Genomic DNA, 24156 nt, shown 5'->3' on the forward strand with positions numbered 1-24156 from the left:
GGGAGTTATCATGCCATTAGTAGATATGCCATTAGAAAAGTTGCTTGCTTATGAGGGGCGAAATCCAAGGCCTGAAGATTTCGATGCTTACTGGGAACGGGCAATTGCTGAAATGAAAGCTGTTGATCCGCAAATTGAGCTGCGTCCTAGTGAGTTTCAAGTACCGTTTGCAGAATGCTTTGATTTGTACTTTACAGGCGTGAAAGGCGCACGTATCTATGCCAAGTATATTCGTCCTAAGCACTCATCCGCTCCTCATCCAGCTATCGTACAATTCCATGGCTATTCAGGTAATTCCGGCGACTGGTCGGACAAAGTGCAATATGCTGCCTTAGGGTACTCGTTCTTCTCCATGGATTGCCGTGGGCAAGGGGGCTTGTCCGAAGATGTAGGAGGCATGAAAGGGACTACGCTTAGAGGTCATATCGTGCGCGGCTTGGATGATCATCCTGATCAATTATTGTTCAGGGATATTTTCCTGGATACGGCGCAGCTGGCTGGTATTGCGATGAGCATGCCAGAGGTAGATGCGGAGCGCGTAGGGGCTATGGGCGGCTCCCAAGGCGGAGCTTTGACGATTGCTTGCGCCGCATTGGAGCCGCGTATTAAGCGCTTGGCGCCCGTATACCCATTCCTGAGCGACTATAAGCGCGTATGGGAAATGGATTTGGCGAAGGATGCCTATCAAGAGCTGAAGGACTTTTTCCGCCGTCATGATCCGCAGCATAAGCGTGAAGAGGAAGTTTTCACCAAATTAGGCTATATCGATATTCAAAATCTAGCAGAGCGAATTCAAGGGGAAGTCATGATGGCTGTAGGTTTATCTGACACAGTGTGCCCGCCTTCAACGCAATTCGCAGCGTTCAACAAAATTAAATCCCCAAAAAGCTATGAGCTGTATCCGGATTTCGGACACGAAGGGCTTCCGGGCTTTAATGATAAGACGCTCCAGTTCATGCTGGGTTTATAATGCAAAAAATGACTCTCCCATCAATAGGATGGGAAGTCATTTTTTAATGTTTGTTAGGATTTGAAATGTACAACCGCACTGTAGAGCATTTTACCTGCATTCGGGTCGAATGTCGTGTGATGTTGAACGGCGAAAACACTCAGCAGCAGCGCTTTGTTATTATCGACTTGTACGTTAATTTGCTTCTCAAGTGTCCGCAAGTCATAGGCTTGAAAGAACTCAATTTTATTGTCAATACGGTCCAATATAAAATCCATATCCGTAATCCTCCTAAGCAACATATGTGAAAATTAGATGACTTCTCTATTATAACGTCAATATCTGATATAGGAAGTGGCTTTGAATAGGCGTATACTGTAGTGGGACGCCTAAGAGAATACAAATGTTCCTTCGGAATACTTATTATTCCAGACAACAAGTATTAGGAAGTGATGTCGTTTTGAAGTCAACAAGGTTATTAATTGATTTCCTGAAGCTGAAATGGCCGTTGTACATCGCAGCCGCATTGTCGATCTCTGTAGGTAACATCGTACATTCGTTTTACCCCAAGCTGCTAGGCGAATTTACCGATCAGCTTAAGCTGGGGGGCTTGAGTAGAGATTTAATTGTGACCTACAGCGTGCAGCTCCTGATGATTGGTATTACATTCGGTGTGTTAACAGCAATTGGACAGTATTTGATTATGCGAAATGGAAGACGATTCGAGTTCGTCGCTAGAAACCGATTGTTTGATCATTTTACACTGCTGGGGGCTACTTTCTATTCCAAGAATGGCGTCGGCAAGCTGCTGAGTTATGTAATGAACGATGTGACGGTTATTCGGGAATCCATTTCCATGGGGATTAACCAGATTGTAAACTCCGTTATTTTAATTGCTGCTGTTGTTGTATCCATGCTTTTTAGTTCAATCCCATTGTATTTAATTGCTGTATGTATTTTGCCTTTATTGCTCATCCCGATTCTGAGTGTGAAATTTCAACCTATTATCAAAAATCGTTCCTTACAGGTTCAAGAAGCTTTAGGCAAAATGACAGAGTCTGCCGAGGAGCAGTTTGGCGGCATTCGTGTCACGAAAAAGTTTGCGGTTGAACCGATCATGATTAACAGATTCAGCGCAACGGTGGACCGGATTCGCGACAATCAACTGAGACTCGTTCGTCTGTCTTCCCTATTTGAAGCACTCATACCGTTTCTGGGCGCAATATCGCTTATTATCGCGATTGCATTTGGGGGCTATTTGACGATTCAAGGCCGGATTACGATTGGGAATTTCGTGGAATTAACGCTATACATACGTATGATGGTCAACCCACTTCAGCAGATCGGCCGTGTTATTAATGCCATGCAGCGGTCCAAAGCATCGCTTGAACGTATCAATGAGCTGCTTGATTTGAAGTCCGAAGTGGTGCAGTCGGCGCTGGCGCAACCTTCCCATCTCGATCAAGACGGCATTCGGATTGAGCATTTGTCCTTTGCATATCCCGATGATGAGGATGAGGTGCTCCATGACATATCGCTAACCATTGAGCCCGGTAAATCGATTGGCATTATCGGCAAAACAGGAAGCGGCAAATCGACGCTGGTGAAACTGATGTTACGGATTTATGATCCTCCTGAGGGGACCGTTTGGATCGGGGATACCGACATTCGTGATGTGACCTTGGAAAGCCTGCGCAATCAAATTGCCTATGTGCCTCAAGAGGGCTTCCTGTTTAGCACAACGATTCGGGATAACATCGCTTTTTACAAAAGGGAATTACCGCTTGAACAAGTTGAACGCGCCGCTAAGAACGCGCAAATCCTGAATAGCATTACATCTTTCCCTGAGAAGTTTGAAACGAAACTGGGTGAACGTGGAGTGACTTTGTCCGGCGGTCAACGCCAACGAACGAGTCTTGCCAGAGGGATCATCAAGGACTCACCGCTTATGATCCTGGATGATAGCGTTAGCGCTGTTGATTCTGTCACAGAGAAGCATATCATCGATACGATTCGCAAAGAACGTTCCAACAAAACGACCATCTGGATTGCACACCGGATATCCGCCTTGAAGCATACGGATGAGATCATTGTGCTTCACGAAGGCCGAATTGTTCAGCGCGGCACACATCAAGAGCTTATCGCGCAGGAAGGCTTGTACGCCGAGCTGCATGCGATACAGGAAGGGGGAAACCACGATGTCGCGGAGTAAAGAGAGCAGCACCACTGAGCCGAAAGCGATGAAAACGTCCTTCCGCGCGTTATCCGCTTATGCCAAACCGCATAGGTTTACATTTGCAGCTGTTCTGCTGTGCGCATTAATGGGCATCGCTGCTGACTTGTTTCAACCTTATCTCGTCAAGATCGCAATCGATGATAACTTGATGATTGGGAAAAATGATTATCACGGACTGCTAATGATTTGTCTGTTCTATGTAGGGCTTTCGGTGAGCTCCTTATTTTTCAGCTACTTACAGAACAACTTGCTGCAATTCGCTGGCCAAAGTATTGTGGCCAAAATCCGCAAGGATCTGTTCCAGCACATTTTCAAACAGTCCATGTCTTATTATGACAAGACGCCTAGCGGCAGCCTGATTACGCATGTATCCAGCGATACAGAGACGCTGAACCAGTTCTTCACCCAAGTTCTGTTAAGTCTAGTGCGCGATGGAATGACTTTGATTTTCATCATTGTGCTGATGTATCATCTGGATCCAACGTTAACGTTGTACAGTATGATTGTGATTCCAATCATCGCGATTATTGCCATAAGCTTCCGTACATATATGCGCAAAACGTATCAGCTGTCCAGAACGCGGTTGTCTCAAATGGTTGCTTTTGTGGCTGAGAATTTATCGGGCATGCATCTCATTCAAGCCTTTCACCAAGAGAATGAGCAAATGAAACGTTTTGTGGATCGCAATTCAAGCTACTTTCAAGCCAACTTGCGGGAGATCCGCACGAACGTGTTATTTAACCGATCTTTTGATATTTTAGGAAATTTATCGGTAGCTTTTATTACCTGGGTCGGTGGAATGGCTGTATTTGATAAAACGATTGAGTTTGGTGTCCTATATGCGTTTATCACGTATATCCGGCAGTTTTTTCAACCGATTAATAATATCACGCAGCAGTGGAATACCCTTCAGTCTACGACGGTGTCAATGAACCGGATATGGAACATTTTTGCCACCCAGCCAGATGTGAACGACAAGCAGAATGCGGTAGCGATTCCGCTGCCTAAGGTTAAGGGAGAGATCCATTTTAACCATGTGAAGTTTGGCTATTTGAAGGATATCTCAGTTCTTGACGATCTTGAGTTAAGGATTGAACCCGGTGAAATGATCGGGATTGTAGGTACGACAGGAGCGGGCAAAAGTTCGCTTATTTCCTTGCTCTGCCGCTTCTACGATGTGCAGGAAGGAAGCATCCGGATTGATGGCACAGACATTCGGGATATTCAGCAGGCTAATTTGCATCGCATTGTTGGGCTGGTCCAGCAGGAGCCCTATCTATATGCCGGCAGCATTCTCGATAATGTGCGGATGTTTGATGAAACCGTTGCGCGAGAGGATGTCATCAAGGCCTGCCAATTGGTTGGCGCGGACTCTCTGATCGCGAGACTGAAGGATGGCTACGAGACGCGTATCTCGGAAAGAGGAAGCGGCTTATCTGCGGGTGAAAGGCAGCTGATTTCATTTGCGCGGATCATTGTTTTCCAGCCTAAAATATTGATCCTCGATGAAGCTACAGCGAATTTGGACTCCCAAACGGAGCAATTGATCCAGACGGCGCTGCAGATTGTTGCAGAGGGAAGAACAACACTGGTGATCGCTCACCGTATCTCAACGATTATTCATGCGAATCGCATCCTGGTCATGAGTCAAGGGAAAATTGTTGAAGAGGGCAACCATGCGGAATTGCTTTCTCTTCATGGCTATTATGAGCAATTGTATCTACATTCCCAAGGGAGTATGGACGCGGCGCAATCCATTTCTTAAACTTATAAAGCTTTATCACATGCCTTATTGGACATGGTGATAAAGCTTTTTTTATCCTTTTTAATCAACCATTGGTTATTAAATGAAAATATATGAATTGTATATCAAAAGTACTATTTAAATAGAATAATTGGTAAATTGTGTTGTTATAATCAATTCGCTGTACTATACTAATGTATAAAAATGTAAGGCATACTGTTATTTTTTGTCGAAGTAAGGAGGTTTTTGTTGAGGGCGATGTTTTTGAACGTAGTATTCTTTAACGATTCTATCGATAGGAGATGAAATGATGAGAGAGAGAAGATTGCCAAACGTACAGAAATTATTTCCTAGTGAGAATGGCAACGGGCAATCACGCCAAATGATTTTGCAATTCATGGAGCAAATTTTGACTGGTGTTGATCTATTGAAAAACCCGGATGGCGTTAATCTGAGTGGGGTGAAAGACCGTACAGACAGCTTTTATAATAACCTCATCCAACATAGTGTTATCCCGGCTGACAGTATGCCCATGGAGGAAGTCAATTCGGAGCTCTTGGAGCTGCTGCACAATCATCCCTACCATACGAAATATTTTCTAACCAACATTTTACCAATGGCCAGCATCCCGGGTATTCTGGGCATGCTTGCAGCGTTTATGGTTAATGGCAACAATCTGTGGGATGTATACGGCCCAGCAGGAGCTGAGGCAGAGGTCAAAGTCATCAGCATGATGTCGAAATTAATCGGATATGATGCCATGAAAAGCGGTGGATACACAACGTGGGGTGGTCAGGGAGCTGTATTCTCGGGACTGCGTATTGCGATTGCCAAATTTGCACCGGAAGCTTTGCAGAAAGGTGTTCCCGACAATTTGTATGCCTTTTGTTCCGATGCTGCCCATTACAGCTTATTCAAATCTGTGGAGGCAACGGGAATCGGCAGCGATAAATTGATCCGCGTACGCACGAAGGCTGACAGTTCCATGGACGTGTTTGACTTGCAGCAGAAGATGGAAGAGGTTATCGCGCGAGGCGGAATCCCGGTCTATATTGTCGCAACGACAGGCACGACCGATGCGATGGGAATTGATGATTTGGAGCATATCCAGGCGACAGCAGGCAATATTGCTGCTAAGTTTGGACTACAGAGACCGCATATCCACGCGGATTCGGCGTTAGGCGGATTTTTTGCTTTCTTCCAAGATTATGATTTCACGGTTAATCCGCTAGATTTCAAAGAGGATGTATTGCTGGCGCTAAAAGCCATACATAGCCGGATGAGACACTTGCATTTGGCCGATTCGCTTTGCTTTGATTTTCAAAAACTGGGACAAACGCCTTATCTGACAAGTCTTTTCCTACTAAAAGAAGCTGCGGATTTATCATTGATGGATCTGCATCCGGATGAGACGCCCTATGTCGGGCATCGTGGTTATGGCCAGTATCATACGGGGTATACACTAGAATGTTCTCGAATGGCTAGTTCTATTAGCATTTACAGCGCTCTTCTTGCCTTTGGCATTCAAGGGTATCAGCAGCTCTTAGCTCAATTTGTTGAGGTTAATCTTGCGTTCCGGGAAGCACTTCGTCTGGAAATCCCAGAGGCAGTCATTGTTAATGCGGATAATCCAGGTATTATCACGTTGTTTAGACTCTACCCAGATGGCGGCTCTCACTTTCAGGAAGAGATTTCGGGCGCTTGCACGCTAAACGAGCTTGAGCGAACCAACCAATTCAATGAAATCTTATTCGAAGTTCTCGGGGAACAGCGAGATCGTATCTTTTTTGGCGACACCAAAAAGCATCTGCTGGTGCCAACGAAAGAGGGGAGTTTTACGGCTTTATATGCGACCAAAATCTTCGTGATCTCCCCTTACACAGAGGTTAAGCATGTCCCAGAGATCGTGCAATATTTGAAGACATTCATTTCACAAGTCTATGAGAAATATGCTGAAGCATCGATGACAGGCAGGAGGTAACAACAAGTGGCCACGCAATCGCAAACTCAGACAGATAGAGCGAAAGTTTTCATAACGAAAGGGATGAACTGGATTCGTGCACATATTGCGGTAAAAATGACAATCAGCATAGTTTTGCTGCTTTTAGTCGTTAGCTCAGTATTTTCATTGTCTGGATACTGGGTCAGTAAAGGCTTAGCGACGAAGCTTGAAGATCAATTTGTACTGCGATTAACATCGAACATTCAAAACATTTCCAACTATTTAGCTGTCATTCCTGAGCGGCCAGAAGATATAACGGACACCAAACATCCAGGCTACCTCAGAATAAAAAAACAATTCGAGGAGTTCAAGAAACATGACACGCTCGAGAACGTGTATGTTCTGACCAAAACGTCAACGAAAGAACAGATCGTCATACTAACGGGTGTTGATGATGATTACGGCACGGAATATCCGTTTACACCGGAAATGAATGCTGCAATCACTGAGGACAAACCCATGATCAGCAGCATTTACAAAGATGACTATGGTATTCATAAATCCATATTTGTTCCACTTCGAAACAAAAACGGCGAAAGCGTCGGCATCATTGGCATTGATTTGGATGCGAGCGTTATATCCAAAACCTATCATGATTTGTTTTGGACAATGCTGAGCATTACGCTTATCGTTTTGGCCATTGGCAGTCTAATTGCCTATTACATTAGTCGGTCTGTAACAAAACCGGTCGTTCAGCTCATGCGTGTTACAGAGAAGGTCGCTGCGGGTTATTTAACGGAACAAGTCACCATCCAGCGTACTGATGAAATTGGTAAACTGGCTGCTGCATTTAATGTGATGCGAAGGAACTTGGAGTCGCTTATCCGCCAGATGTACGACTCATCCCATATTATTACGCATACGAGTGAGCAATTGTATCAATCCGCGGATGAATCAAGTTCAAGTGCAGGATTGGTTGCTGTTTCTATGAACAGTATGTACGACGGTGTGGCTGAAGTGGTAAGTTCCATCTCAGAGAGTACTTCATCGATCGTAGAGATTAACTCAGAACTGACGGAGGTAACGACTGAAGTCAAAGAGATGCAAGAGATGGCGCATAAAGTGGGGGCACAATCAGTTGATGGTCAGCACCTTGTCGAGAAGACGCTGCACCAGATGAACGTGATTCAAAAAGAGATGAAATCATCGCATGAAGCCGCACTTCAACTAGGAAATCGTTCGAAGGAAATCGGAGCGATTATCAATATTATTACGGAGATTGCGCAGCAGACGAATCTACTGGCTTTGAATGCTTCGATTGAAGCGGCTCGTGTCGGTGAACAAGGCAAAGGGTTTGCCGTTGTTGCCGGTGAGGTGAAGAAGCTGGCAGAGCAATCCTCGAAGGCAGCAAGTTCGATTACGGGGCTCGTCTCAGGTACGCAACAAGATAGCCATCTGGTCATGGAAAGTATCGTCCAAGGCAATCAAGCTGTTGAACAGGGGCAAACCTGGATTAATGATACCTATGAAAATTTCAAAGTAATTTTTAATGGTATTTCCGTGTTTTCCGAGCGTACTGATCATTTGTTGCATACGCTGGAGAAAGCAGTGAGATCCTTCGAGATCATTTCGCGCGTCATGCATAAAATTTCGGGAATTACCGAAGAGCAGTCTGCCGGGTATGAGGAAGTCGCAGCGGCTGCTCAAGAGCAGAGTGCTTCGATTCAAGAAATTACTTCGGCGATTCGCCAGTTGTCGGAGATGTCCGCTCAGCTGCAAAAGTCTGTTCAAAGCTTTAAGATATCTGACCAACAGCAAGTATGAATAGTTGACTAACCAGCCTTGGGGCTGGTTTTTTGCTATTGTGAGCCTAACCTTTAAGAGAGGTGCACCATCCCACGTGTTGGAACCATGAAGTTAAGAAAATCTTAAGAATTGTCTCCATAATCTGTTAAGATTCAGTGTCTATACTAAGCCTCATGATAGCTATCAACATTTTGATTGAATTTACCAGACCAGCTTGATACGTTTAATAACACAGAATGTAAAGGGGGGATTCCCGGAATGGCACAACCTACGATACTGCTTGTCGACGACGAGAAAGAAATCATAGATATGCTGGCAATTTATTTGAAAAACGAAGGTTATAGACTGCTCCGAGCATCGGATGGCGCGGAAGCTCTGCAGGTGCTTCAGAAGGAAGAGATGCTTGCGATTGCCAAAAGTATTGTGGAGTCTCACGAAGGTGCCATTTGGGCTGAGCAAAGCAGCGGGCAAATTCATTTTTTCGTAAAATTGAAGCTTGTTTAATGAATAGACGCACAAAGGGGAGTTAATTATGAGACGATGGATCGTAGCTCTGATAGGTGTTGTCAGCTTACTAGGATTGATAGGCTGCTCAAAGACTATCGAATTTACAGGCAAAACGGAAGAGTGGCAAGTGGTATGTTCGGTTCATCCATCCAATCACGTGAAAGCATTTGTTATAACATATATGGGAAAAGACAGTCAGCCTGTTGAAAATGTCAGCTACTCTTTTATAGAAAGCAAAAATTTCAGTCAAAGTGGTACTAGCGAAACGAACTCGAAAAATTTGAAAATGAGCGGAAAGTCTACCGAAGAAACACCTTATGTAGAGGAAGATAGTTTTAAACTTCATATCAAATGGAATGACAAGGAGGACACGATAGCCGTAGTAAAAAAAGGTTAGCAATCCCGCCAGAGACTACATGTGCATGCTTAGCTACGCGAATGATCGGGTACTAGGAATAGTTAGTACTTCTCAAAACGTATATCTTAAGTACAATGAGAAGTAAGACGAGAGGAGGTCATGCATCATGAACTCGAAATGGATTACGATTCAATTGGGCTATGTGCTGGGAGCCAGTTCCCTTCTAACTGCCATTGTATATTTCTTTGCTACAAACTGGGAACAATTAAACCGCTGGGAGAAATTTGTGCCAGCATTTCTGCTTATTCTCGGCTTCTATGGATTATCAGTTTGGCTGTCCAATCAAGCAGGCCGGCAGTTTCTAAGTAAGCTTAGTCTGTTTGCTAGCTGCGTTTCCTTTGGTGTCGGGGCAGGGCTCATTGGGCAAACCTATAACTCCCATGCGGATAGCTACACATTGTTTGCGATCTGGTTTATCCCGGCATTTCTTTTTGCTATATGGACGAGGTGGCAGCCCTTTTACATCCTAGCGTATATCCTTGGGCATTTGGCTTATTGCTTTTACTTTTTCCCGCAGGGGGAAGGGAGAGGGGATTCGGAGGGTGTCCAAATCGCGATTTGGGTAGGACTCGCTATTGCAAACGGCATACTTTATCTACTAACAGAGCGTGGCATTTTACACTCATCGTTGTTGAAGTGGATTTCATTTCAAGCTGGTATAGGCATACTGCTCATGCTTTCAAACTCGTACGCATTCGAAGATTATGGAATTTACATGAATCTGCCCCTAGTAGCTATTCTAGCGGCAGCCGTATGGTATTCCCATAAGACACGTAACAAAGCTTACCTGTTGTTCTCAGGTTTATGGATTTCAGCCGCGATTACGTTCAAATACATTGAACTTATCGTTCACTATTATAACGAGCTTTTTTTCATCGCGAGTTTGGTATTTGTAATTGTTTTCATCGGTGCGAATGTCAAGTTCATGACATTTATTCGTGCCTGGCAGCCTGCCGAGAAGCCAAGGAATGGTGAACTCGGTGGCGAGGAAGTTGAGCACGATAAATCGGAAGGTGATTTTACCAAATGGATTGTACGCGTTCTCACGGTTTCCGTTGTTATTATTGGTTCGCTGTTAGGCAGTCTGACGGTTGTTGGCATTGTTACGCTGGTGTTGGGGTTTGAGAACCCTGAGAATGTGTTGATGGGTTTTGGACTTGTTGTTGTCACTGGCATGATCTTTCTGAACAAGTTAAATGCTCTAGTCCGGTACACAATACTCATCAGCGGACTGCTTCTGGGAGCGGGAGCGGCTGTGTTTGCAGAAAATGTCGCTGTTCTATTCGCTTTCTTAGCGCTAACAATCGCTGCATTTATCTATATTGCCGGGACCGTGCATCGCATCTTTTTCTTCCTGGCAGCAATTTTGATTACAGCTGCGATACTATCCAATTGGATCAATAGCAGTGTTGTCATTATGACTATAATTGCAGGTCTATTATTCATCCTGTTTGCAGGCGGGCAGGTTATTCGGAACGCTGCAGTTAGGCAGCCAGTGCTGTATAGCAGCTATCCGTCCTTATTATTAACATTGTTTGCCCTAACCTTCATGACCGAGTCAGCCTGGTATTACATCACCAATGCACTGTTTTTTGTTCTTGTTGTGCTTGCCTTAGTTATTAGCAAACAGCTGAAGATCCGCTGGATCTTTGCGTGGTCGATGGGCTTTTGGACGGCTTTCCTCGTGTACAAATATTACGATTTAGCTTGGAAGCTGCTGCACAAATCGGTTACGTTCGCTATGATTGGCATCCTGATTCTGATCTTTACTCTTTGGTATGAAAAGAGACATCGGCTTGAAGCGGCCGAACCAGAAGCTAGCCCTTCAGCGAATGATAAGACGAACCGAATCCTTATTGCGGTGCTAGTGCTGCTGCAAATCGCGGCTATGTCGATACAAATTGGCAAAAGCGAATACCTGCTCTCCCACGGGCAGCTCGTCAAGCTCCAGCTTGAACCGCTAGACCCTCGTTCACTTATTCAAGGTGATTATGTGCGGCTCCGCTACACGATTTCTCAGCCGCCGATCCTTGATTCTAAGAATGGTGAGGTGCCGTCTAAGCAAAAAATCGCTGTTGTGCTTGCTCCGAACACAGCTACTGGTGTGCATGAATTCAGCCGCGTTTATACGAATGGCGAGGTGCTTGGCCCAGGAGAAGTTCGTATTAATGGTACGCGGACTGGATACGAGGGGATAAAATATGGGATTGAAACTTACTTCATCCCAGAGGGAACTGGCCGCAACTACGAGCAGCATGCGAAGTTCGCGGAAGTGAAAGTTTCTGCTGGCGGAGATGCCATTCTTGAGCGTCTTCTCCTGCAACAAACGGTTGTTCAATAATGATTAATGTGGTAAAATAACCCGATCTTTGCAAGCAAAAGAGAGGGGTAGCTGTTCGGATGTGGCTCATGTATTCCGTACTTGCGGCTTTCAGTTTCGGGCTGCGAGGCGTTCTGTATCACTGGTCAAGCCAGCAATCATTAAATCGGAATGTGCTGCTATGCGGCACATTTTTTATGGGGGCATTAATTAGCGCCATATGCGCCCTCCTTTTACAACAAGCTTGGACGATGTCTGCGCTCATTGGTGTTCAAATGGGGTTGTTTTCCTTTGGGGCTAATGCCAGTATGTTCAAGGGTTTCGCCGTAGGAAAAGCATCACTTGTCGCAATCCTCACCGGTTTGCCATCTGTCGTTGTCGTATTCGTTGCGTATCTGATTTGGGACGAACGACTTAACTTCATGCAGTTTCTAGCCTTTGTCATTATTGTTATCGGAATTCTGGTCGTGCGTTACTCCAATGATATTACGCTCAAAAATTTGCAAGGCGCGGGATGGGGAGCGTTAGCTTTGATTCTTTTTGCGGGCAATGATTTGTCCAGCAAATGGACGACATTGGTGTCGGCCCCATTGTTTCCGACATTGTTCTGTATGTTTGCAACCGGATCCATCTGTTTTGGACTGTGGTGGTTAAGGGATCAGAAGCAAGGCGACAATACCCAGGTCAAAGTAGCAGCTGCCTCAGGCTGGACGGAACGACGGACATTTCTGTTTGGGATGATCGTGGGCATTACGAATGTGGTCGGCATGATTTTCATTATTCATGGATTTGATCACGGCAAAGCAGGCTTAGTTTCTGCTGTTGTTGCATTGAATGTACTGATTGTGCTGCTGTATACGCGATTTGTTTTGAAGGATAAATTTTCAAAGATGGAACAGTCTGGATTGGCCTTGGCATTCATTGGTATCTTAATGATGAAATTAGTTGCCTCTTGACAACTAGAGAATATTAAAGTAATATTCAGTCAATTCATAACTTGATATGTAACATTGATGAACAGGACAGTAGTTCTTGTCAGACAGTCGCAGCGAGCCGGAAAGGGTGGGAACCGGTACGAATGTCAGGAACGAAGCGGACCTGGGAAATGGTCTTCCGAACGGAGTAGTAGGGAGATCCGGCATAAGCCGTTATCGTTGGAGGGGTTAAATCTGCTGATTTAACACTTAGAGTGGTACCGCGGGAATGAACAGCTCTCGTCTCTTATTTAGAGACGGGGGCTTTTTTGCATACAAATAAGGTGATTTGGGAGGAAAATACCATGATTCAGCAGTTACTAACCGTTGAGATTGAGCAGCACGTCGAGGCCATGTTCCAGGAGTCAGGGATCCAGCGTCCAGCCGACTTGAAAATTCTTACCGAGCATCCGGCTCACCCGGAGCATGGGGACTACAGTTCGAACATCGCCATGCTTTTAGCCAAAATATTACGTAAATCCCCTTTGCAGATCGCTGGGGAGCTCCAAAGCCGCATGGAACAGAACGGGCTTGTCCAGGGTTTGTTTCGCAAGTCAGCTGCTGTTGCACCTGGTTTTCTGAATTTCTATATCAACTGGGATGTATGGGCTAATGGAGAATATCAAGCTCCTATTAAGCGTGTTACTCCCAGCCCAAAAAGCAAAGTGTTGGTCGAACATACCTCGATCAATCCGAACAAAGCCGCGCATGTTGGTCATTTGAGAAATTCCTGTATCGGTGACTCGTTGTCGCGTATGCTTGCGCATGCAGGTTACGAAGTAGAGGTTCACAACTATATTGATGACCTTGGGAATCAATTAGCAGATACGGTTGTAGGTATTCTGCACACGCAAACTGAGGGAAGTTTTCCGCGATTCGGAGATTTTTGTTGGGAAACCTACGCCAAGGTGAATCAAGCGTATAAAGCGCAGCCAGAGCTGGTCGAGCAGCGTTCAGTAGTCCTGCATGCCATTGAGAGCGGGACCTCGAATCTTGCCTGGATGGGAGCTCTGGTGGCAGAGCGAATTGTACGTGAGCAGTTGGATGAAATGAAGCAATTCGGTATTTCCTACGATGTACTGGTATGGGAAAGCAGCATTGTTCGCGCAGGATTTTGGGATACAACCTTTGAGCTGCTGAGCAAAACGGAAATGTTTCACAAGGTGACGGAGGGGAAATTAGCAGGCTGTTGGGTACTGAAGAATCTTGATGAAGGGGGAGAAACGCCAGCAGACAACCAAGATTTTCAAGGGGATAAGGTGCTTGTTCGTTCCAATGGCATTCTCACCTACACAGCGAAGGATATCGCTTATCATCTGTGGAAATTCGGTTTGCTTCAAAATGATTTTGTGTATAAAAAGTGGGAGGACGGCCTATGGTCAACGGCTGCCCAAGGAAGTAAGAAAGCCATTGGGCATGCAGATATGGTCATTAACGTCATCGACTATCGTCAGCAATATCCGCAAGAAATGGTGAAGCTGGCTCTTGACGTTCTTGGTTATGAGCAGCAGGCCAGCCAGCTCAAGCATGTGAGCTACGGTGTCGTCTCTTTGAGTCCGGATACAGCGGCAGGGCTTGGCCTGGATACTACGGAACGCAAAAGTTCCTATGCGATGTCAGGGCGTCAAGGCATTGGCATTAAAGTCGCAGACCTTCTGGATCGCATGGAGAAAGTGATAGATGCCAAACGTTCAAGAAAAGCGGGAATATCGAGCATATCCATCGCCGCAGCTTCGATCCGTTACTATTTGCTGAAATACCAGCTGCAAACGGAAGTGATTTTTGATCTGGAGCAGGCTACCGAAGTGACGGGGAATACAGGCGTGTACTTGCTTTATGCCTATGCGAGAGCGAACCGTATTTTGGACAAAGCGAAGAAAGATGATCGCCTGCAAACCGTCGAAGTGAGGTTCAATGGAAACCTCCTGGAAGACCAGGAGTATCAACTGCTGAGGCATATCGCTTACTGGCCGGAAACGTTGGAGAATGCTACTACACAATTGGCTCCCAGCTTGATTTGTCATTACGCATTTGAGTTGGCTTCGCTATTCAATCATTTCTATAGTGCTTGTCCGGTTCTAAAAGGAAGCGAAGAAAGCATCACGCACCGCTTATGGATCACTCAAACGGTGAAGGCTACGCTGCATGAAGCGCTTGAGCTGCTTGGTATGCCGACTCCTAAGCGCTTATAAAAAATTCATTCGATTGAGCCCATTGTGCTCCCCATATGTACTTGCTGATACAGCCTGTCAGCGTGATGCATATGCTACAGCAATAGACGCGTTGTTATTGCGCTTGCGAGGGGGGCTAAGTGTGCTTCGATCAAAGGTAAAGACATACCGATATCGCATCGGTAAAAAGAATGTGATCGTCATTCACATCCATCAAATGGCCCAAGCATCGGCCAAGGTTGGCAATGCACTCGCTAGTAATGCTTTGAATATTCAAATTTACAAAAAAAATAAAAAGCACAAAAAGCGCTGACCCCTTCATGTTATGAGGAGCATGAAGCATCCATGTTCGATGAGAGGGGGTGGTGATGTATGCAGCGCAAATCAAACAAGAAATCGAGCTACAGCAGCGGGAAAACGAAGGTGAGAGTGAGACAATCCGCGAGCGCAACCATTGGTCAAGGAGGAAACTCGATCTCGGTGAACGCGTCTGAGGTTGGTGTCGTCCGCATTCGTCCCTAAAAATGCAACAATAGCTTTCTGATCTGGATCAAATGCGGTACAATAGGAATATTCGTGCCAATATGAATGATTCAGGAGGCTTTTACCACAATGACAGAAAAAGAGATCGAAACACAAACCGAAGAAAATAACGCACAAGATTTGGAACAAGAGCAGGCCCAGATCATTATGACTTGGTTTCAGCACATGAACGAAGTTATGAAGGCGCAATTTCCCGAATATGAAGTCGAGGGACAAATCGGAAATAATCCAACGTATGGCCCGATGTTTGCTTTTACACTTAAAAAAGATGAGAAGTTCACGTCATGTGGATTTTTCTTAAATGAAATTATGAGAAATTTCCAAACCAATCCAAATGCTGGACTCTGGCTTTCTTCCTTCTTTGTGGACTTGTTGAGAAGCCCGGAGAATCATCCGCTTCCTAATCCTCCGCAAACCGAAGACCAGGCGAAAGAACTTCTGGATAAACATATTGTTCCTTACTGCGCATCAGCTGTTCGCGAAGAGTTCCCTGACCAAAAGATTTATGTGGATTTGGAGCTTAATGAAGAGCATGGTCCGGTTCTGGAAGCCGGATTCGTTGCTGTACAAGATGGCAATAACACTTGTGCGCTTCCGCTGCAATATTTAATGACATTGTTCTTATTGAACCGTGATCCAGCTGAGCCTCTGATTCAAGCGATGTACCGCTTGTACGAAGAGAATAATCTAGGTCAGGCCTAATCCTTTCGTAAAAAGAAGGGCTATCTCGCAGCCAATACGTGGCTTCTGAGATAGCCTTTTTTACTTGGGCAATGAGTAAATAGAATCAGTTCCGAAGTTAGTACCCAAGCGCCTTATAATCCGCATAGCTCCGTATTCTAGGAACCGAGCAAATGCTTTCCAGCTGTGCATATTTCATCGCATGCGAAGTATTAAACAGCACGACAGAGTCGGTTGCACGCAACCAACCATTGTCACAGAGCTCGATCAGACCTGCCCAGGTCGCAGAGCCTTCTGGTGATGAAGAAATGCCTTGAGTCCCTAAAGTGCGCGTAGCATCGGCAATTTGGCTCTTGGATAAGGCCAGCGCCGTCCCTCCGCTTTGCTTAACGATCGACAAGATGAGAGGTAGATCAGGCGGCTGCGGCACACGCATGCCTGTCGGGCTGGGCCTACTAGCTCCTCCAGCCAGATCCATGGCAGCTTGCGGCAGCATTCCGTCGACTATCGGCTGGCAGCCCTCTTCTTGCACGCAAACGAATCGCGGCATGGGTCCGTCAACAAAGCCAAGCGCTTTGAGCTCATGGTAAGCTTTCCACATGCCAATAATGCCGGAGCCTCCGCCGGTTGGATAGATGATGACGTCGGGAAACGTCCATCCGAGCTGCTCGGCGAGCTCCAGTCCCATTGTTTTTTTGCCCTCTACGCGCCCAGGCTCCTTCAAGGTGCCTACATTTACCCAGCCTTGCTCCTGTTTGCCGGCTTCAATAATAGCTGCAGCGTCATGAATTAAGCCATCTACTAGAAAGGTGTCCGCCCCATAGAGAGGACACTCCTCCACGATTAGCGGAGGGCAATCCAAGGGGATGAACACCGAAGCTTTAATCCCTGCGTGGCTTGCATAGGCAGCTAGCGCGCCAGCGGCGTTGCCGTTGGAAGGCACAGCCGCTTTGGTTGCTCCCGCTTCTTTCAGCAGAGAAACGGCAACGGAAAATCCTCTTGATTTGAAGCTTCCTGTCGGGTTCTGTTCTTCACGTTTAATCCACAGCTGCTTAATGGGCAGCTTCAGTTCCCAATTCTGTAAGCGTACTAGCGGTGTCCAACCTTCGCCTAACGTGATGATACAATCCGGGTTGCTCACCGGAAGCAGTTCGTTGTATCTCCACATGGATGGGTAGCGAGTCTGTAATGCTTCCTTCGTGAATGTTTTGCTCAAGCGCTCCAAGTCGTAGTCGACCAATAACGTACCGCCGCAAGAACATTTCATATCTTGATAGCGGAATGGGAGCTTTGCCGAACATCGTGAGCAATAAAGCCCCAATTGCTTCATCTCTGGGCCTCCTCGCCGTTTTCAGCGGGAAAACGAATGGTTAGTTTAGTGAGAATTCGCAGATGCAAACTCTAATCTAGATTATTACAGCTGAGAGAAGATGGAGACGGCTTGTGTCTCTTGCATTTGTTTATTTTTTGTGGAATGACTTGATCCTGCGAAAGATCGACTTATCCTTTAGCTTCAAAAATAGTTCCAGCATCGGTAAATAGTTGACTTCAATGATCCAGACACGGCCTACTTTGTCAAAAGCCATATCGATCCCCATCGTTTTAACCCATCTATAGGAAGGCCCAAGCTTGGCAGCACTCTTTAGTGCGACTTTATCGAGCTGTGCCAGCAGATCGCCAGATCGCATGGATTTAAGCTGAGAGTGTCTGAGAGCGTGCTCCACGGATACAACTTTGCCGCTGCTCATGCGGATATTCGTAACAATAAAGCCTCTACCTGCGACTTTGGCCAATTTACCAGTTACTTGCCATTTCGAATGCGGGTGCCGCTGTACCATCACACGTAGATCAAAAGGCCGTCCATTAACAGTTGCGAGTGGAATGCGCTGCTGGACAATGTAATTTTTTCCACTTTTCTTTTTGAGAAAGGCATTTACTTGCTCTTGATCGCGAAAAATTTTCTTTTTTGCCCCGTTTTGCAGCTCGTATTCGGAAGCATTCAATTTCTTAAATCGAATGACACCATGTCCGCCATAGCTGCCCGTTGGCTTAATAATAACCTGCTCGTATTTATTTAACATTCGCCAGAAGGTGGATTCCTTCAGCCATTCGGTTTCCGGAAGGTAGGCTCGGAGTTCCTCCGATTTGCGGAGCAGTCGGTATTTCGTCCACTTGCTGGTACTGAGATTACTCATAAGCTTTCACTTCTTGCTCTTGAATGATCACATCATGCTCCTCGACCCGGAGTACCTGATTCTGGTCGTCTACGAATACGACTTGGGGCTTCAAGGCTGTAATCTCAGCTTCATCCATCAGACCCATGCTCAGAATGATGACCAGATCGCCTCTTTGAAAAAGATGGGCAGGCGGGCCGTTCAGTCCAATTTTCCCACAGCCTTCCGGTGCCGGAATGGCGTATGTTTTCCACCTGGTTGCGTTGCGAAGGCTGGTAACCTGAACCATTTCATAGGGTAAAATGTTCGCTTTACGCATTAACAAAGCATCTATGGTAATGCTTCCGACGTAATTCAGGTCGGCTTCCGTTACCGTTGCACGGTGAATTTTGCCTTTACACATTAGTCGCTGCATATGCAGTAGCTCCTTTATCATCACATTAGGTGTTCATCACAACGTATGATTAGGGCAAGTCATCTTGTGTAGGCCTGTGCCTGTTTGCGAAAAAAATGGGTTTATAACACCGTGAGAAATTGACTGTGATATAATTTATCATCATAAGCGTTAGATCAACTAGGGAGTGAGAAATTCTGCAGCCTTATTTTGTTATTGAAAATGTACATAAAAACCACCCCAATGGAGGGAGCGCGCCTCTTTTTAAACAAATTAGCATGGAAGTTAGGCCAAGAGATGTCATAGCGATTCAAGGGCCATCCGGGCAAGGGAAGAGCACGCTATTACGGGTATTAGCTGCATTAGACAACATTCAAGGTGGCCATTTATCTTTACATGGACGGCCTGTTGTTAGCTGGGGACCATGCGAATGGAGGAAACGAGTCTGTTATGTGCCTCAACAACCGGCCATGCTGCCGAAGACCGTGGAAGACAATCTGGCATTGGTGAGCAAGCTTCATCAGCGCAAATTTGATCAGGATCTAGCAAAGAGATTAATGGTTGAAGTTGGTTTGGGTGATGTTAGTTGGTCTCAGAATCCAGCAGAATTGTCCGGCGGACAAAAACAACGCGTTCAGCTTGTGCGTTCGATGCTTCTCGGCTCGGATATTCTTTTACTCGATGAAGCGACATCAGCGCTGGATGCGCAGAGCAAACAAGCCGTGGAATCGATGCTAATGCGATGGAAAGATGAAATGGGGACAGCGCTTATTTGGGTGACTCATGAGCATGAGCAAGCCGTGAGAGTGGCAAATCGATTCTGGTATTTGGAGAATGGGGACTTGTCCGAAACTGTGAAAAAAGGCGAGTATCCGCCTATTTCCCTTGAACAAGGGGGAGTGGTGTAAGTATGTCTCCAATTGCTTTGGGCTTTACGCTTACTTTTATCATTATTACAATGGTCTTATCCAAGTGGCAGAAGCTTGGGCTTGAGAAAGACATTGCCTGGGGAACCATTCGTGGTGCATTGCAGCTGCTGTTCATCGGATACGTGCTTCATTTTGTTTTTCAAACCGAACACATAGGACTTATTATAGGTATCATCGCGATAATGATTATGATAGCTACACAAAATGCAGGTAAACGTGGGATAGGGTTAAAAGGGATTCATTGGCGAATAGCAGCAGCAATCGCTGTAACGGAAATTCTAACCATGGGACTGATGCTCGGCTTCCAAATTATTAAACCAACCACACAATTCATAATCCCCATCAGCGGGATGACAATTGGAAGTTCCATGATCGTTTGCGGGTTGTTTTTGAATCAGATGAACCGTGAGGTAGGATCCTCCCGTGAGTTGATCGATGCGCTACTTGCGCTAGGAGCAACACCGAAACAAGCCATTCAACAAGCCCTTCAGCGCTCTGTCAAGGCAAGTATGATTCCTACAATTGACGGCATGAAGACGGTCGGATTAGTTCAATTGCCTGGCATGATGACGGGCATGATCATTGCGGGTTCGAGTCCAATCGAAGCCGTTAGGTATCAGATTTTGATTTTATTTGCTTTCACGGCTTCAGCAGCAATGACGGGTATCATTTTAAGTATTTTGAGCTACAAACTATGGTTCGCCAAGGATATGACGTTGAGATAAGAAAGGTTATTTCCCGGGGAATCTCAGGAATGCGTTCCGTAACCTGCAAAAAAACCGAGGAACTAAGCGCCTTTTCTCGCTTAGTTCCTCGGTTTTTCTATCCACTGCTCTTAGATTAATTTAAGCCCACTAATTAATACTAGACTGGCAATGATCGTCCGAAGGACATTGGTCGGTGCTTTGGTGGAGAGCATGCTGCCGATTAGCACACCAGGAATCGAGCCGAGCAGAAGATTGATGACGAGCGTGTAGTTGACATTTCCCATGCTGGCGTGCAGAATGCCTGCTGTCGTTGCCAGAAAAAAGGCGTGGGCGATATCTGTTCCGACGAGTTGTGCGGGAACCATGCGGAAGAAATACAGCATGGCGATGGCATACAAGGAGCCAGAACCGATGGATGTAATTCCTACAATGAATCCAAGTACCGCACCGATAGTGATCGTCAGACCGCGTTTCTCTTCCAAACTTTTAAGCTGCCAACGGTTTTCCTTGATCTTATGGCCGAAGAAAACCTTGAACAAGGTGGCAAAAGCAACCAGAATCAAGACATAGCCGAGCGCGTGTTTGATAATAACTTCTTGATTATTATAAAACGAGTTGAATAATTTCAGGAAAATTACGGCGACAATGACGCCTGGAATACTGCCCATTGCTAACATTTTGACAAGCTTAAAATCAATCGTTTTCTGCCGCCAATGCTGAATTGTGCCGAAAAGCTTCGTGATGGAATTATAAAGCAGGTCTGTTCCGACGGCGATAGAAGGATGAATACCGATTAGGATTAAGATGGGGGTGAGCAGCGAAGCTCCGCCAACACCTGTCAATCCAACCAAAAAACCAACAATTACACCCATAAGCAAAATACTCAAAGTCATGTTGTCATGTCCCCTGTCAATTACCCACTAATTCAATTGGATTAATTTTATTATATGGGTTAGCCATATGTAAAGAATTTTTTTGAATGCGGTTTCGAGTCGCAGCAACCAAATCGCTAAATTCGCTATTCAATAGATAGTGAATCAGTTACAATATATGGATGTGATGAAGAAGACAGCATAGGAGGTACATCAAAGTATGAATGATCATCGAAGTAATCGAACAACGGTCATGGTCAGCATCGTACTGGCGATGCTAGTGGCATCAATGGATACGACCATTGCCAATACGACGATGCCGATTATTGTGAAGGAAATTGGCGGTAGTGACCTGTTTGCCTGGGCATTTACCTCGTATATGGTGCTTTCTACCGTACTTGCTCCGCTAGCAGGCCGGTTATCCGATTTATTTGGTCGGAAAAAGATCTATGCCGCAGGAATTCTCTTGTTTCTAGGCGGATCTGTGCTTTGCGGTTTATCCCAGAGTATGCTGCAGCTAATCCTATTCAGAGCTATCCAAGGGATAGGCGCAGGCGTGATGATGCCGTTTCCTGCGATCATCGCAGGGGATATCTATCCCGTGGAGCAGCGTGGGAAAGTGCAAGCCTTTTTCACAGCGATGTGGGGGCTAGCGGCTGTATTGGCACCGTTATTAGGGACATTTTTTGTGACTTATTTGAGCTGGCGATGGATATTCTTCGTTAATATTCCGATTTGTTTGGTCTCGCTTCTAGCTTTGAAGCCGTATAAAGAAGTCTATCAAGCGAAGAAATCCGTGGTGGATTACGGCGGAGCCGTGCTGTTCGCTTTGGGAATTTCGCTGCTGCTCCTTACGACAACAGTTGAGCAGTACAATTACATATACGGGGCATTAGGTGCTATATGCATGGTTATCTTTTTCTTCTATGAGAAGAGGCACAGCGCGCCCATTGTTCCTTTGAATCTGCTTCGTAACCGACCAGTCGCGATTATGATTGCTGTCTCGTTCATCTCTTGCGCAGCGCTATTCGGGACTTCAAGCTTTATTCCGCTGTATCTGCAAAATCAAGGCTATTCGCTATTTGTGAGTGGCATTGCGCTGCTTGGGACGTCGATTGGTTGGATGGTTGTTGCTGTCCCTAGCGGCAAATGGGTGCTTAAATATGGTTACAAGCCGCTGCTGATTATAGGGAACGGTTTGCTCGTGATTACGGCTATCATGCTTTATTTTATGGGTGAAAAAACAGCCTTCTGGTACTCTTTTGCGACGATGACGATGTTGGGCCTTGCCTTTGGACTCATCTTTACGGTTTCAACGATTGGTTCTCAGCAGCTTGTTGAGGCAAACCAGAAAGGGATATCTACTTCGCTGCAGCTGTTCGCCCGCAATATCGGAACGGCCGTAAGTGTGACCATTATGGGGGCGATTTTAACGAAAGCGACTGTTTTCTATACTGGTTTCCATGGCATGTTTGTGTTTGGCTTCATTGTCAGTTTAGTCTCCATGTTCATCCCATTTATGATTCAATCCACACCATCCAAACAGGCGGCGTAAGCCTGGAATCCAGAGAACGACGATAAAATGACCAAAGAACCTGAGGCAGCGCCTTAGGTTCTTTGCTGACGATAATGATTATCTAGGAAGCAGAAACTGATCGTTTCTGATTGGTTAAGTCCCTAATCGTTGCTGCGAACATCCTCTTTCCTTTAAACTGAAACCCGGTGATGGTGATCTCAGCCGGAAATTCGGAACGATCTGCACGGTAGGCGGCCATTTCAACTCGCTTGCCGAGCAAAGCAGCATCTTGCCGTGATAGCTGCTGAAACAATGCAGCGGCCGCTTCGCCATTTCGATCAAAAGGAAATAGAAAGTCAAACATCGTTAACGTCAAAGTTTGCTTGCGGGTATAACCAAAAGCAGCAGATGCTGCTGAATTACATTCAATGATCCAGCCCCGACTGTTAAACACCATGATGCTGTCCATACTTGTATCCAGTAAAGACGCCTTGAGAGCAAATTGTTCAAGAAGCTTCTGATCGATTTTCATGGAATAAAACAAGTTGAATGAGAGAAAAATGATCGTTCCAAAAGCAATCAACAAGGCAAGCACATAAGCGTCCATATCAACAGGATAATGTTCAGCAAGCATGCTGCGATCTGGATAGGTCATTTTACCCGCAGAAACCCCTATATAATGCATGCCAGTCAGTGCGAGGCTGATGACGAATCCGCTGGATAGCACCTTTTGTTTGGTGTAGGTAGATAGGTATAGAGTTGTTATAGATACCAGGATAGCAATTAGAATAGAAAGGATAAAAGGAATGGGTGAATAGTGAATTTCCGCTTGATTCAGTGCGCTCATGCTCAAGAAGTGCATACCGGATATCGACAATCCCATAAATGTTCCACCGAGCAGAAATTTAGGGAACTCGAATGTGGCGAAGTGCATGACAATAAAGCCGATAATGGAGCCAATTACTGCGATAGCTAGAGATGTAAATAACGTCGCAATGTCGAAACTCTTAACGGCCGGATAAGGACAGGCTAATATCGCAATGAAATGCATGGACCAGATGCCCACAGATAAGGTGGTGGCACTGCTCGTGATCCATAACTTTTGATGCCAGGGACTGGAGTCAGCAATTCTTCTTGCCAATTTCAGACTTGTATAGGAAGCTAACAGAACAATGACGAAAGCTAGAAGGATGAGGTATAAGCTATATCGATGAGTTTCTGCAAGATGCATATCCGGTTCCTCTCACTGAATGATGTTGTGCCAGTCTTCGGT

Annotated in this window: 22 protein-coding genes and 1 other annotated feature; of the genes, 16 read left to right on the plus strand and 6 right to left on the minus strand. The window is 45.6% G+C overall.

Annotation, left to right across the window (positions count from 1 at the left end):
- Nucleotides 1–10 precede the first annotated feature (10 nt).
- A complete protein-coding gene (locus GQF01_RS19085) occupies nucleotides 11–970 on the plus strand; it encodes an acetylxylan esterase (protein ID WP_161408335.1) in 960 nt (319 codons plus the stop codon).
- A 53-nt stretch (nucleotides 971–1023) separates the two neighbouring features.
- On the opposite strand, the gene GQF01_RS19090 is transcribed toward GQF01_RS19085, so the two are convergent.
- Entirely contained in the window at nucleotides 1024–1227 is a 204-nt protein-coding gene (locus GQF01_RS19090) for a YrzA family protein (protein ID WP_161408336.1), read from the minus strand.
- A gap of 182 nt (nucleotides 1228–1409) precedes the next feature.
- Between GQF01_RS19090 and GQF01_RS19095 the strand changes: the two genes are divergently transcribed.
- From GQF01_RS19095 to GQF01_RS19140, 12 genes are all read left to right on the plus strand, one after another.
- Nucleotides 1410–3161: an ABC transporter ATP-binding protein gene (locus GQF01_RS19095; RefSeq protein ID WP_161408337.1), complete on the plus strand. Its 1752-nt coding sequence runs from the start codon at nucleotides 1410–1412 to the stop codon at nucleotides 3159–3161.
- On the plus strand, nucleotides 3148–4950 hold the full coding sequence (locus GQF01_RS19100) for an ABC transporter ATP-binding protein (protein WP_161408338.1): 1803 nt from the start codon (nucleotides 3148–3150) through the stop codon (nucleotides 4948–4950). Before GQF01_RS19095 ends, GQF01_RS19100 begins: the two co-directional genes overlap by 14 nt.
- 289 nt (nucleotides 4951–5239) lie before the next feature.
- Nucleotides 5240–6910, plus strand: a complete 1671-nt coding sequence (locus GQF01_RS19105; RefSeq protein ID WP_161408339.1) for a pyridoxal phosphate-dependent decarboxylase family protein — start codon at nucleotides 5240–5242, stop codon at nucleotides 6908–6910.
- 96 nt (nucleotides 6911–7006) lie between these two features.
- On the plus strand, nucleotides 7007–8695 hold the full coding sequence (locus GQF01_RS19110) for a methyl-accepting chemotaxis protein (RefSeq protein ID WP_161408340.1): 1689 nt from the start codon (nucleotides 7007–7009) through the stop codon (nucleotides 8693–8695).
- A 240-nt stretch (nucleotides 8696–8935) separates the two neighbouring features.
- A complete protein-coding gene (locus GQF01_RS37110) occupies nucleotides 8936–9181 on the plus strand; it encodes a hypothetical protein (RefSeq protein ID WP_407945415.1) in 246 nt (81 codons plus the stop codon).
- Between the two features lie 28 nt (nucleotides 9182–9209).
- Nucleotides 9210–9581: a hypothetical protein gene (locus GQF01_RS19120; RefSeq protein ID WP_161408341.1), complete on the plus strand. Its 372-nt coding sequence runs from the start codon at nucleotides 9210–9212 to the stop codon at nucleotides 9579–9581.
- Nucleotides 9582–9708: 127 nt separating this feature from the next.
- Nucleotides 9709–11943, plus strand: coding sequence for a GDYXXLXY domain-containing protein (locus GQF01_RS19125; RefSeq protein WP_161408342.1), 2235 nt, complete (start codon nucleotides 9709–9711; stop codon nucleotides 11941–11943).
- A 68-nt stretch (nucleotides 11944–12011) separates the two neighbouring features.
- Nucleotides 12012–12878: an EamA family transporter gene (locus tag GQF01_RS19130; protein ID WP_235960030.1), complete on the plus strand. Its 867-nt coding sequence runs from the start codon at nucleotides 12012–12014 to the stop codon at nucleotides 12876–12878.
- A gap of 48 nt (nucleotides 12879–12926) precedes the next feature.
- Nucleotides 12927–13147: a binding site (T-box leader), on the plus strand.
- Nucleotides 13148–13201: 54 nt separating this feature from the next.
- Complete coding sequence (locus tag GQF01_RS19135) at nucleotides 13202–15088, plus strand: arginine--tRNA ligase (protein WP_161408344.1); 1887 nt, start codon at nucleotides 13202–13204, stop codon at nucleotides 15086–15088.
- A 121-nt stretch (nucleotides 15089–15209) separates the two neighbouring features.
- Nucleotides 15210–15380 carry a hypothetical protein gene (locus GQF01_RS35960; protein ID WP_328803488.1) on the plus strand — a complete coding sequence of 57 codons (171 nt, stop codon included), beginning with the start codon at nucleotides 15210–15212 and terminating at the stop codon, nucleotides 15378–15380.
- A gap of 59 nt (nucleotides 15381–15439) precedes the next feature.
- Entirely contained in the window at nucleotides 15440–15589 is a 150-nt protein-coding gene (locus GQF01_RS35965; RefSeq protein WP_186456158.1) for a hypothetical protein, read from the plus strand.
- A 90-nt stretch (nucleotides 15590–15679) separates the two neighbouring features.
- On the plus strand, nucleotides 15680–16312 hold the full coding sequence (locus GQF01_RS19140; protein WP_161408345.1) for a hypothetical protein: 633 nt from the start codon (nucleotides 15680–15682) through the stop codon (nucleotides 16310–16312).
- A 97-nt stretch (nucleotides 16313–16409) separates the two neighbouring features.
- Here GQF01_RS19140 and GQF01_RS19145 read toward each other — a convergent pair whose 3' ends face one another.
- The 3 genes from GQF01_RS19145 to panD form a co-directional block, all read right to left on the minus strand.
- Nucleotides 16410–17621 carry a threonine synthase gene (locus GQF01_RS19145; RefSeq protein ID WP_161408346.1) on the minus strand — a complete coding sequence of 404 codons (1212 nt, stop codon included), beginning with the start codon at nucleotides 17619–17621 and terminating at the stop codon, nucleotides 16410–16412.
- Nucleotides 17622–17751: 130 nt separating this feature from the next.
- Nucleotides 17752–18486, minus strand: a complete 735-nt coding sequence (locus tag GQF01_RS19150; protein ID WP_161408347.1) for a YheC/YheD family protein — start codon at nucleotides 18484–18486, stop codon at nucleotides 17752–17754.
- Nucleotides 18479–18880, minus strand: a complete 402-nt coding sequence (panD, locus tag GQF01_RS19155; RefSeq protein WP_161408348.1) for an aspartate 1-decarboxylase — start codon at nucleotides 18878–18880, stop codon at nucleotides 18479–18481. The genes GQF01_RS19150 and panD overlap by 8 nt, the downstream gene beginning before the upstream one ends.
- Nucleotides 18881–19137: 257 nt before the next feature.
- Between panD and GQF01_RS19160 the strand changes: the two genes are divergently transcribed.
- Nucleotides 19138–19767, plus strand: a complete 630-nt coding sequence (locus tag GQF01_RS19160; RefSeq protein WP_161408349.1) for an ABC transporter ATP-binding protein — start codon at nucleotides 19138–19140, stop codon at nucleotides 19765–19767.
- Between the two features lie 2 nt (nucleotides 19768–19769).
- Nucleotides 19770–20513: an ABC transporter permease gene (locus tag GQF01_RS19165; protein WP_161408350.1), complete on the plus strand. Its 744-nt coding sequence runs from the start codon at nucleotides 19770–19772 to the stop codon at nucleotides 20511–20513.
- Between the two features lie 110 nt (nucleotides 20514–20623).
- Here GQF01_RS19165 and GQF01_RS19170 read toward each other — a convergent pair whose 3' ends face one another.
- Nucleotides 20624–21388 carry a sulfite exporter TauE/SafE family protein gene (locus GQF01_RS19170; protein ID WP_161408351.1) on the minus strand — a complete coding sequence of 255 codons (765 nt, stop codon included), beginning with the start codon at nucleotides 21386–21388 and terminating at the stop codon, nucleotides 20624–20626.
- A 199-nt stretch (nucleotides 21389–21587) separates the two neighbouring features.
- Between GQF01_RS19170 and GQF01_RS19175 the strand changes: the two genes are divergently transcribed.
- Nucleotides 21588–22922 carry an MFS transporter gene (locus tag GQF01_RS19175; RefSeq protein WP_161408352.1) on the plus strand — a complete coding sequence of 445 codons (1335 nt, stop codon included), beginning with the start codon at nucleotides 21588–21590 and terminating at the stop codon, nucleotides 22920–22922.
- An 82-nt stretch (nucleotides 22923–23004) separates the two neighbouring features.
- Here the strand turns inward: GQF01_RS19175 and GQF01_RS19180 are convergent, their stop codons facing one another.
- The gene (locus tag GQF01_RS19180) at nucleotides 23005–24114 is read right to left on the minus strand and encodes an MHYT domain-containing protein (protein ID WP_161408353.1); all 1110 of its coding nucleotides are present in this window, start codon (nucleotides 24112–24114) and stop codon (nucleotides 23005–23007) included.
- Nucleotides 24115–24156: the final 42 nt, after the last annotated feature.

The organism is Paenibacillus silvestris (assembly GCF_009882985.1).
GTDB classification, from domain to species: Bacteria; Bacillota; Bacilli; order Paenibacillales; family NBRC-103111; genus Paenibacillus_E; species Paenibacillus_E silvestris.

What these genes read in the sequence shown, in the direction of transcription:
- GQF01_RS19085 (WP_161408335.1), top strand. Translation starts at nt 11, where the DNA reads ATGCCATTAGTAGATATGCCATTAGAAAAGTTGCTTGCTTATGAGGGG.
- GQF01_RS19090 (WP_161408336.1), bottom strand. Translation starts at nt 1,227, where the DNA reads ATGGATTTTATATTGGACCGTATTGACAATAAAATTGAGTTCTTTCAA.
- GQF01_RS19100 (WP_161408338.1), top strand. Translation starts at nt 3,148, where the DNA reads ATGTCGCGGAGTAAAGAGAGCAGCACCACTGAGCCGAAAGCGATGAAA.
- GQF01_RS19105 (WP_161408339.1), top strand. Translation starts at nt 5,240, where the DNA reads ATGAGAGAGAGAAGATTGCCAAACGTACAGAAATTATTTCCTAGTGAG.
- GQF01_RS19110 (WP_161408340.1), top strand. Translation starts at nt 7,007, where the DNA reads ATGACAATCAGCATAGTTTTGCTGCTTTTAGTCGTTAGCTCAGTATTT.
- GQF01_RS37110 (WP_407945415.1), top strand. Translation starts at nt 8,936, where the DNA reads ATGGCACAACCTACGATACTGCTTGTCGACGACGAGAAAGAAATCATA.
- GQF01_RS19120 (WP_161408341.1), top strand. Translation starts at nt 9,210, where the DNA reads ATGAGACGATGGATCGTAGCTCTGATAGGTGTTGTCAGCTTACTAGGA.
- GQF01_RS19125 (WP_161408342.1), top strand. Translation starts at nt 9,709, where the DNA reads ATGAACTCGAAATGGATTACGATTCAATTGGGCTATGTGCTGGGAGCC.
- GQF01_RS19130 (WP_235960030.1), top strand. Translation starts at nt 12,012, where the DNA reads ATGTATTCCGTACTTGCGGCTTTCAGTTTCGGGCTGCGAGGCGTTCTG.
- GQF01_RS19135 (WP_161408344.1), top strand. Translation starts at nt 13,202, where the DNA reads ATGATTCAGCAGTTACTAACCGTTGAGATTGAGCAGCACGTCGAGGCC.
- GQF01_RS35965 (WP_186456158.1), top strand. Translation starts at nt 15,440, where the DNA reads ATGCAGCGCAAATCAAACAAGAAATCGAGCTACAGCAGCGGGAAAACG.
- GQF01_RS19140 (WP_161408345.1), top strand. Translation starts at nt 15,680, where the DNA reads ATGACAGAAAAAGAGATCGAAACACAAACCGAAGAAAATAACGCACAA.
- GQF01_RS19145 (WP_161408346.1), bottom strand. Translation starts at nt 17,621, where the DNA reads ATGAAGCAATTGGGGCTTTATTGCTCACGATGTTCGGCAAAGCTCCCA.
- GQF01_RS19150 (WP_161408347.1), bottom strand. Translation starts at nt 18,486, where the DNA reads ATGAGTAATCTCAGTACCAGCAAGTGGACGAAATACCGACTGCTCCGC.
- panD (WP_161408348.1), bottom strand. Translation starts at nt 18,880, where the DNA reads ATGCAGCGACTAATGTGTAAAGGCAAAATTCACCGTGCAACGGTAACG.
- GQF01_RS19160 (WP_161408349.1), top strand. Translation starts at nt 19,138, where the DNA reads ATGGAAGTTAGGCCAAGAGATGTCATAGCGATTCAAGGGCCATCCGGG.
- GQF01_RS19165 (WP_161408350.1), top strand. Translation starts at nt 19,770, where the DNA reads ATGTCTCCAATTGCTTTGGGCTTTACGCTTACTTTTATCATTATTACA.
- GQF01_RS19170 (WP_161408351.1), bottom strand. Translation starts at nt 21,388, where the DNA reads ATGACTTTGAGTATTTTGCTTATGGGTGTAATTGTTGGTTTTTTGGTT.
- GQF01_RS19175 (WP_161408352.1), top strand. Translation starts at nt 21,588, where the DNA reads ATGAATGATCATCGAAGTAATCGAACAACGGTCATGGTCAGCATCGTA.
- GQF01_RS19180 (WP_161408353.1), bottom strand. Translation starts at nt 24,114, where the DNA reads ATGCATCTTGCAGAAACTCATCGATATAGCTTATACCTCATCCTTCTA.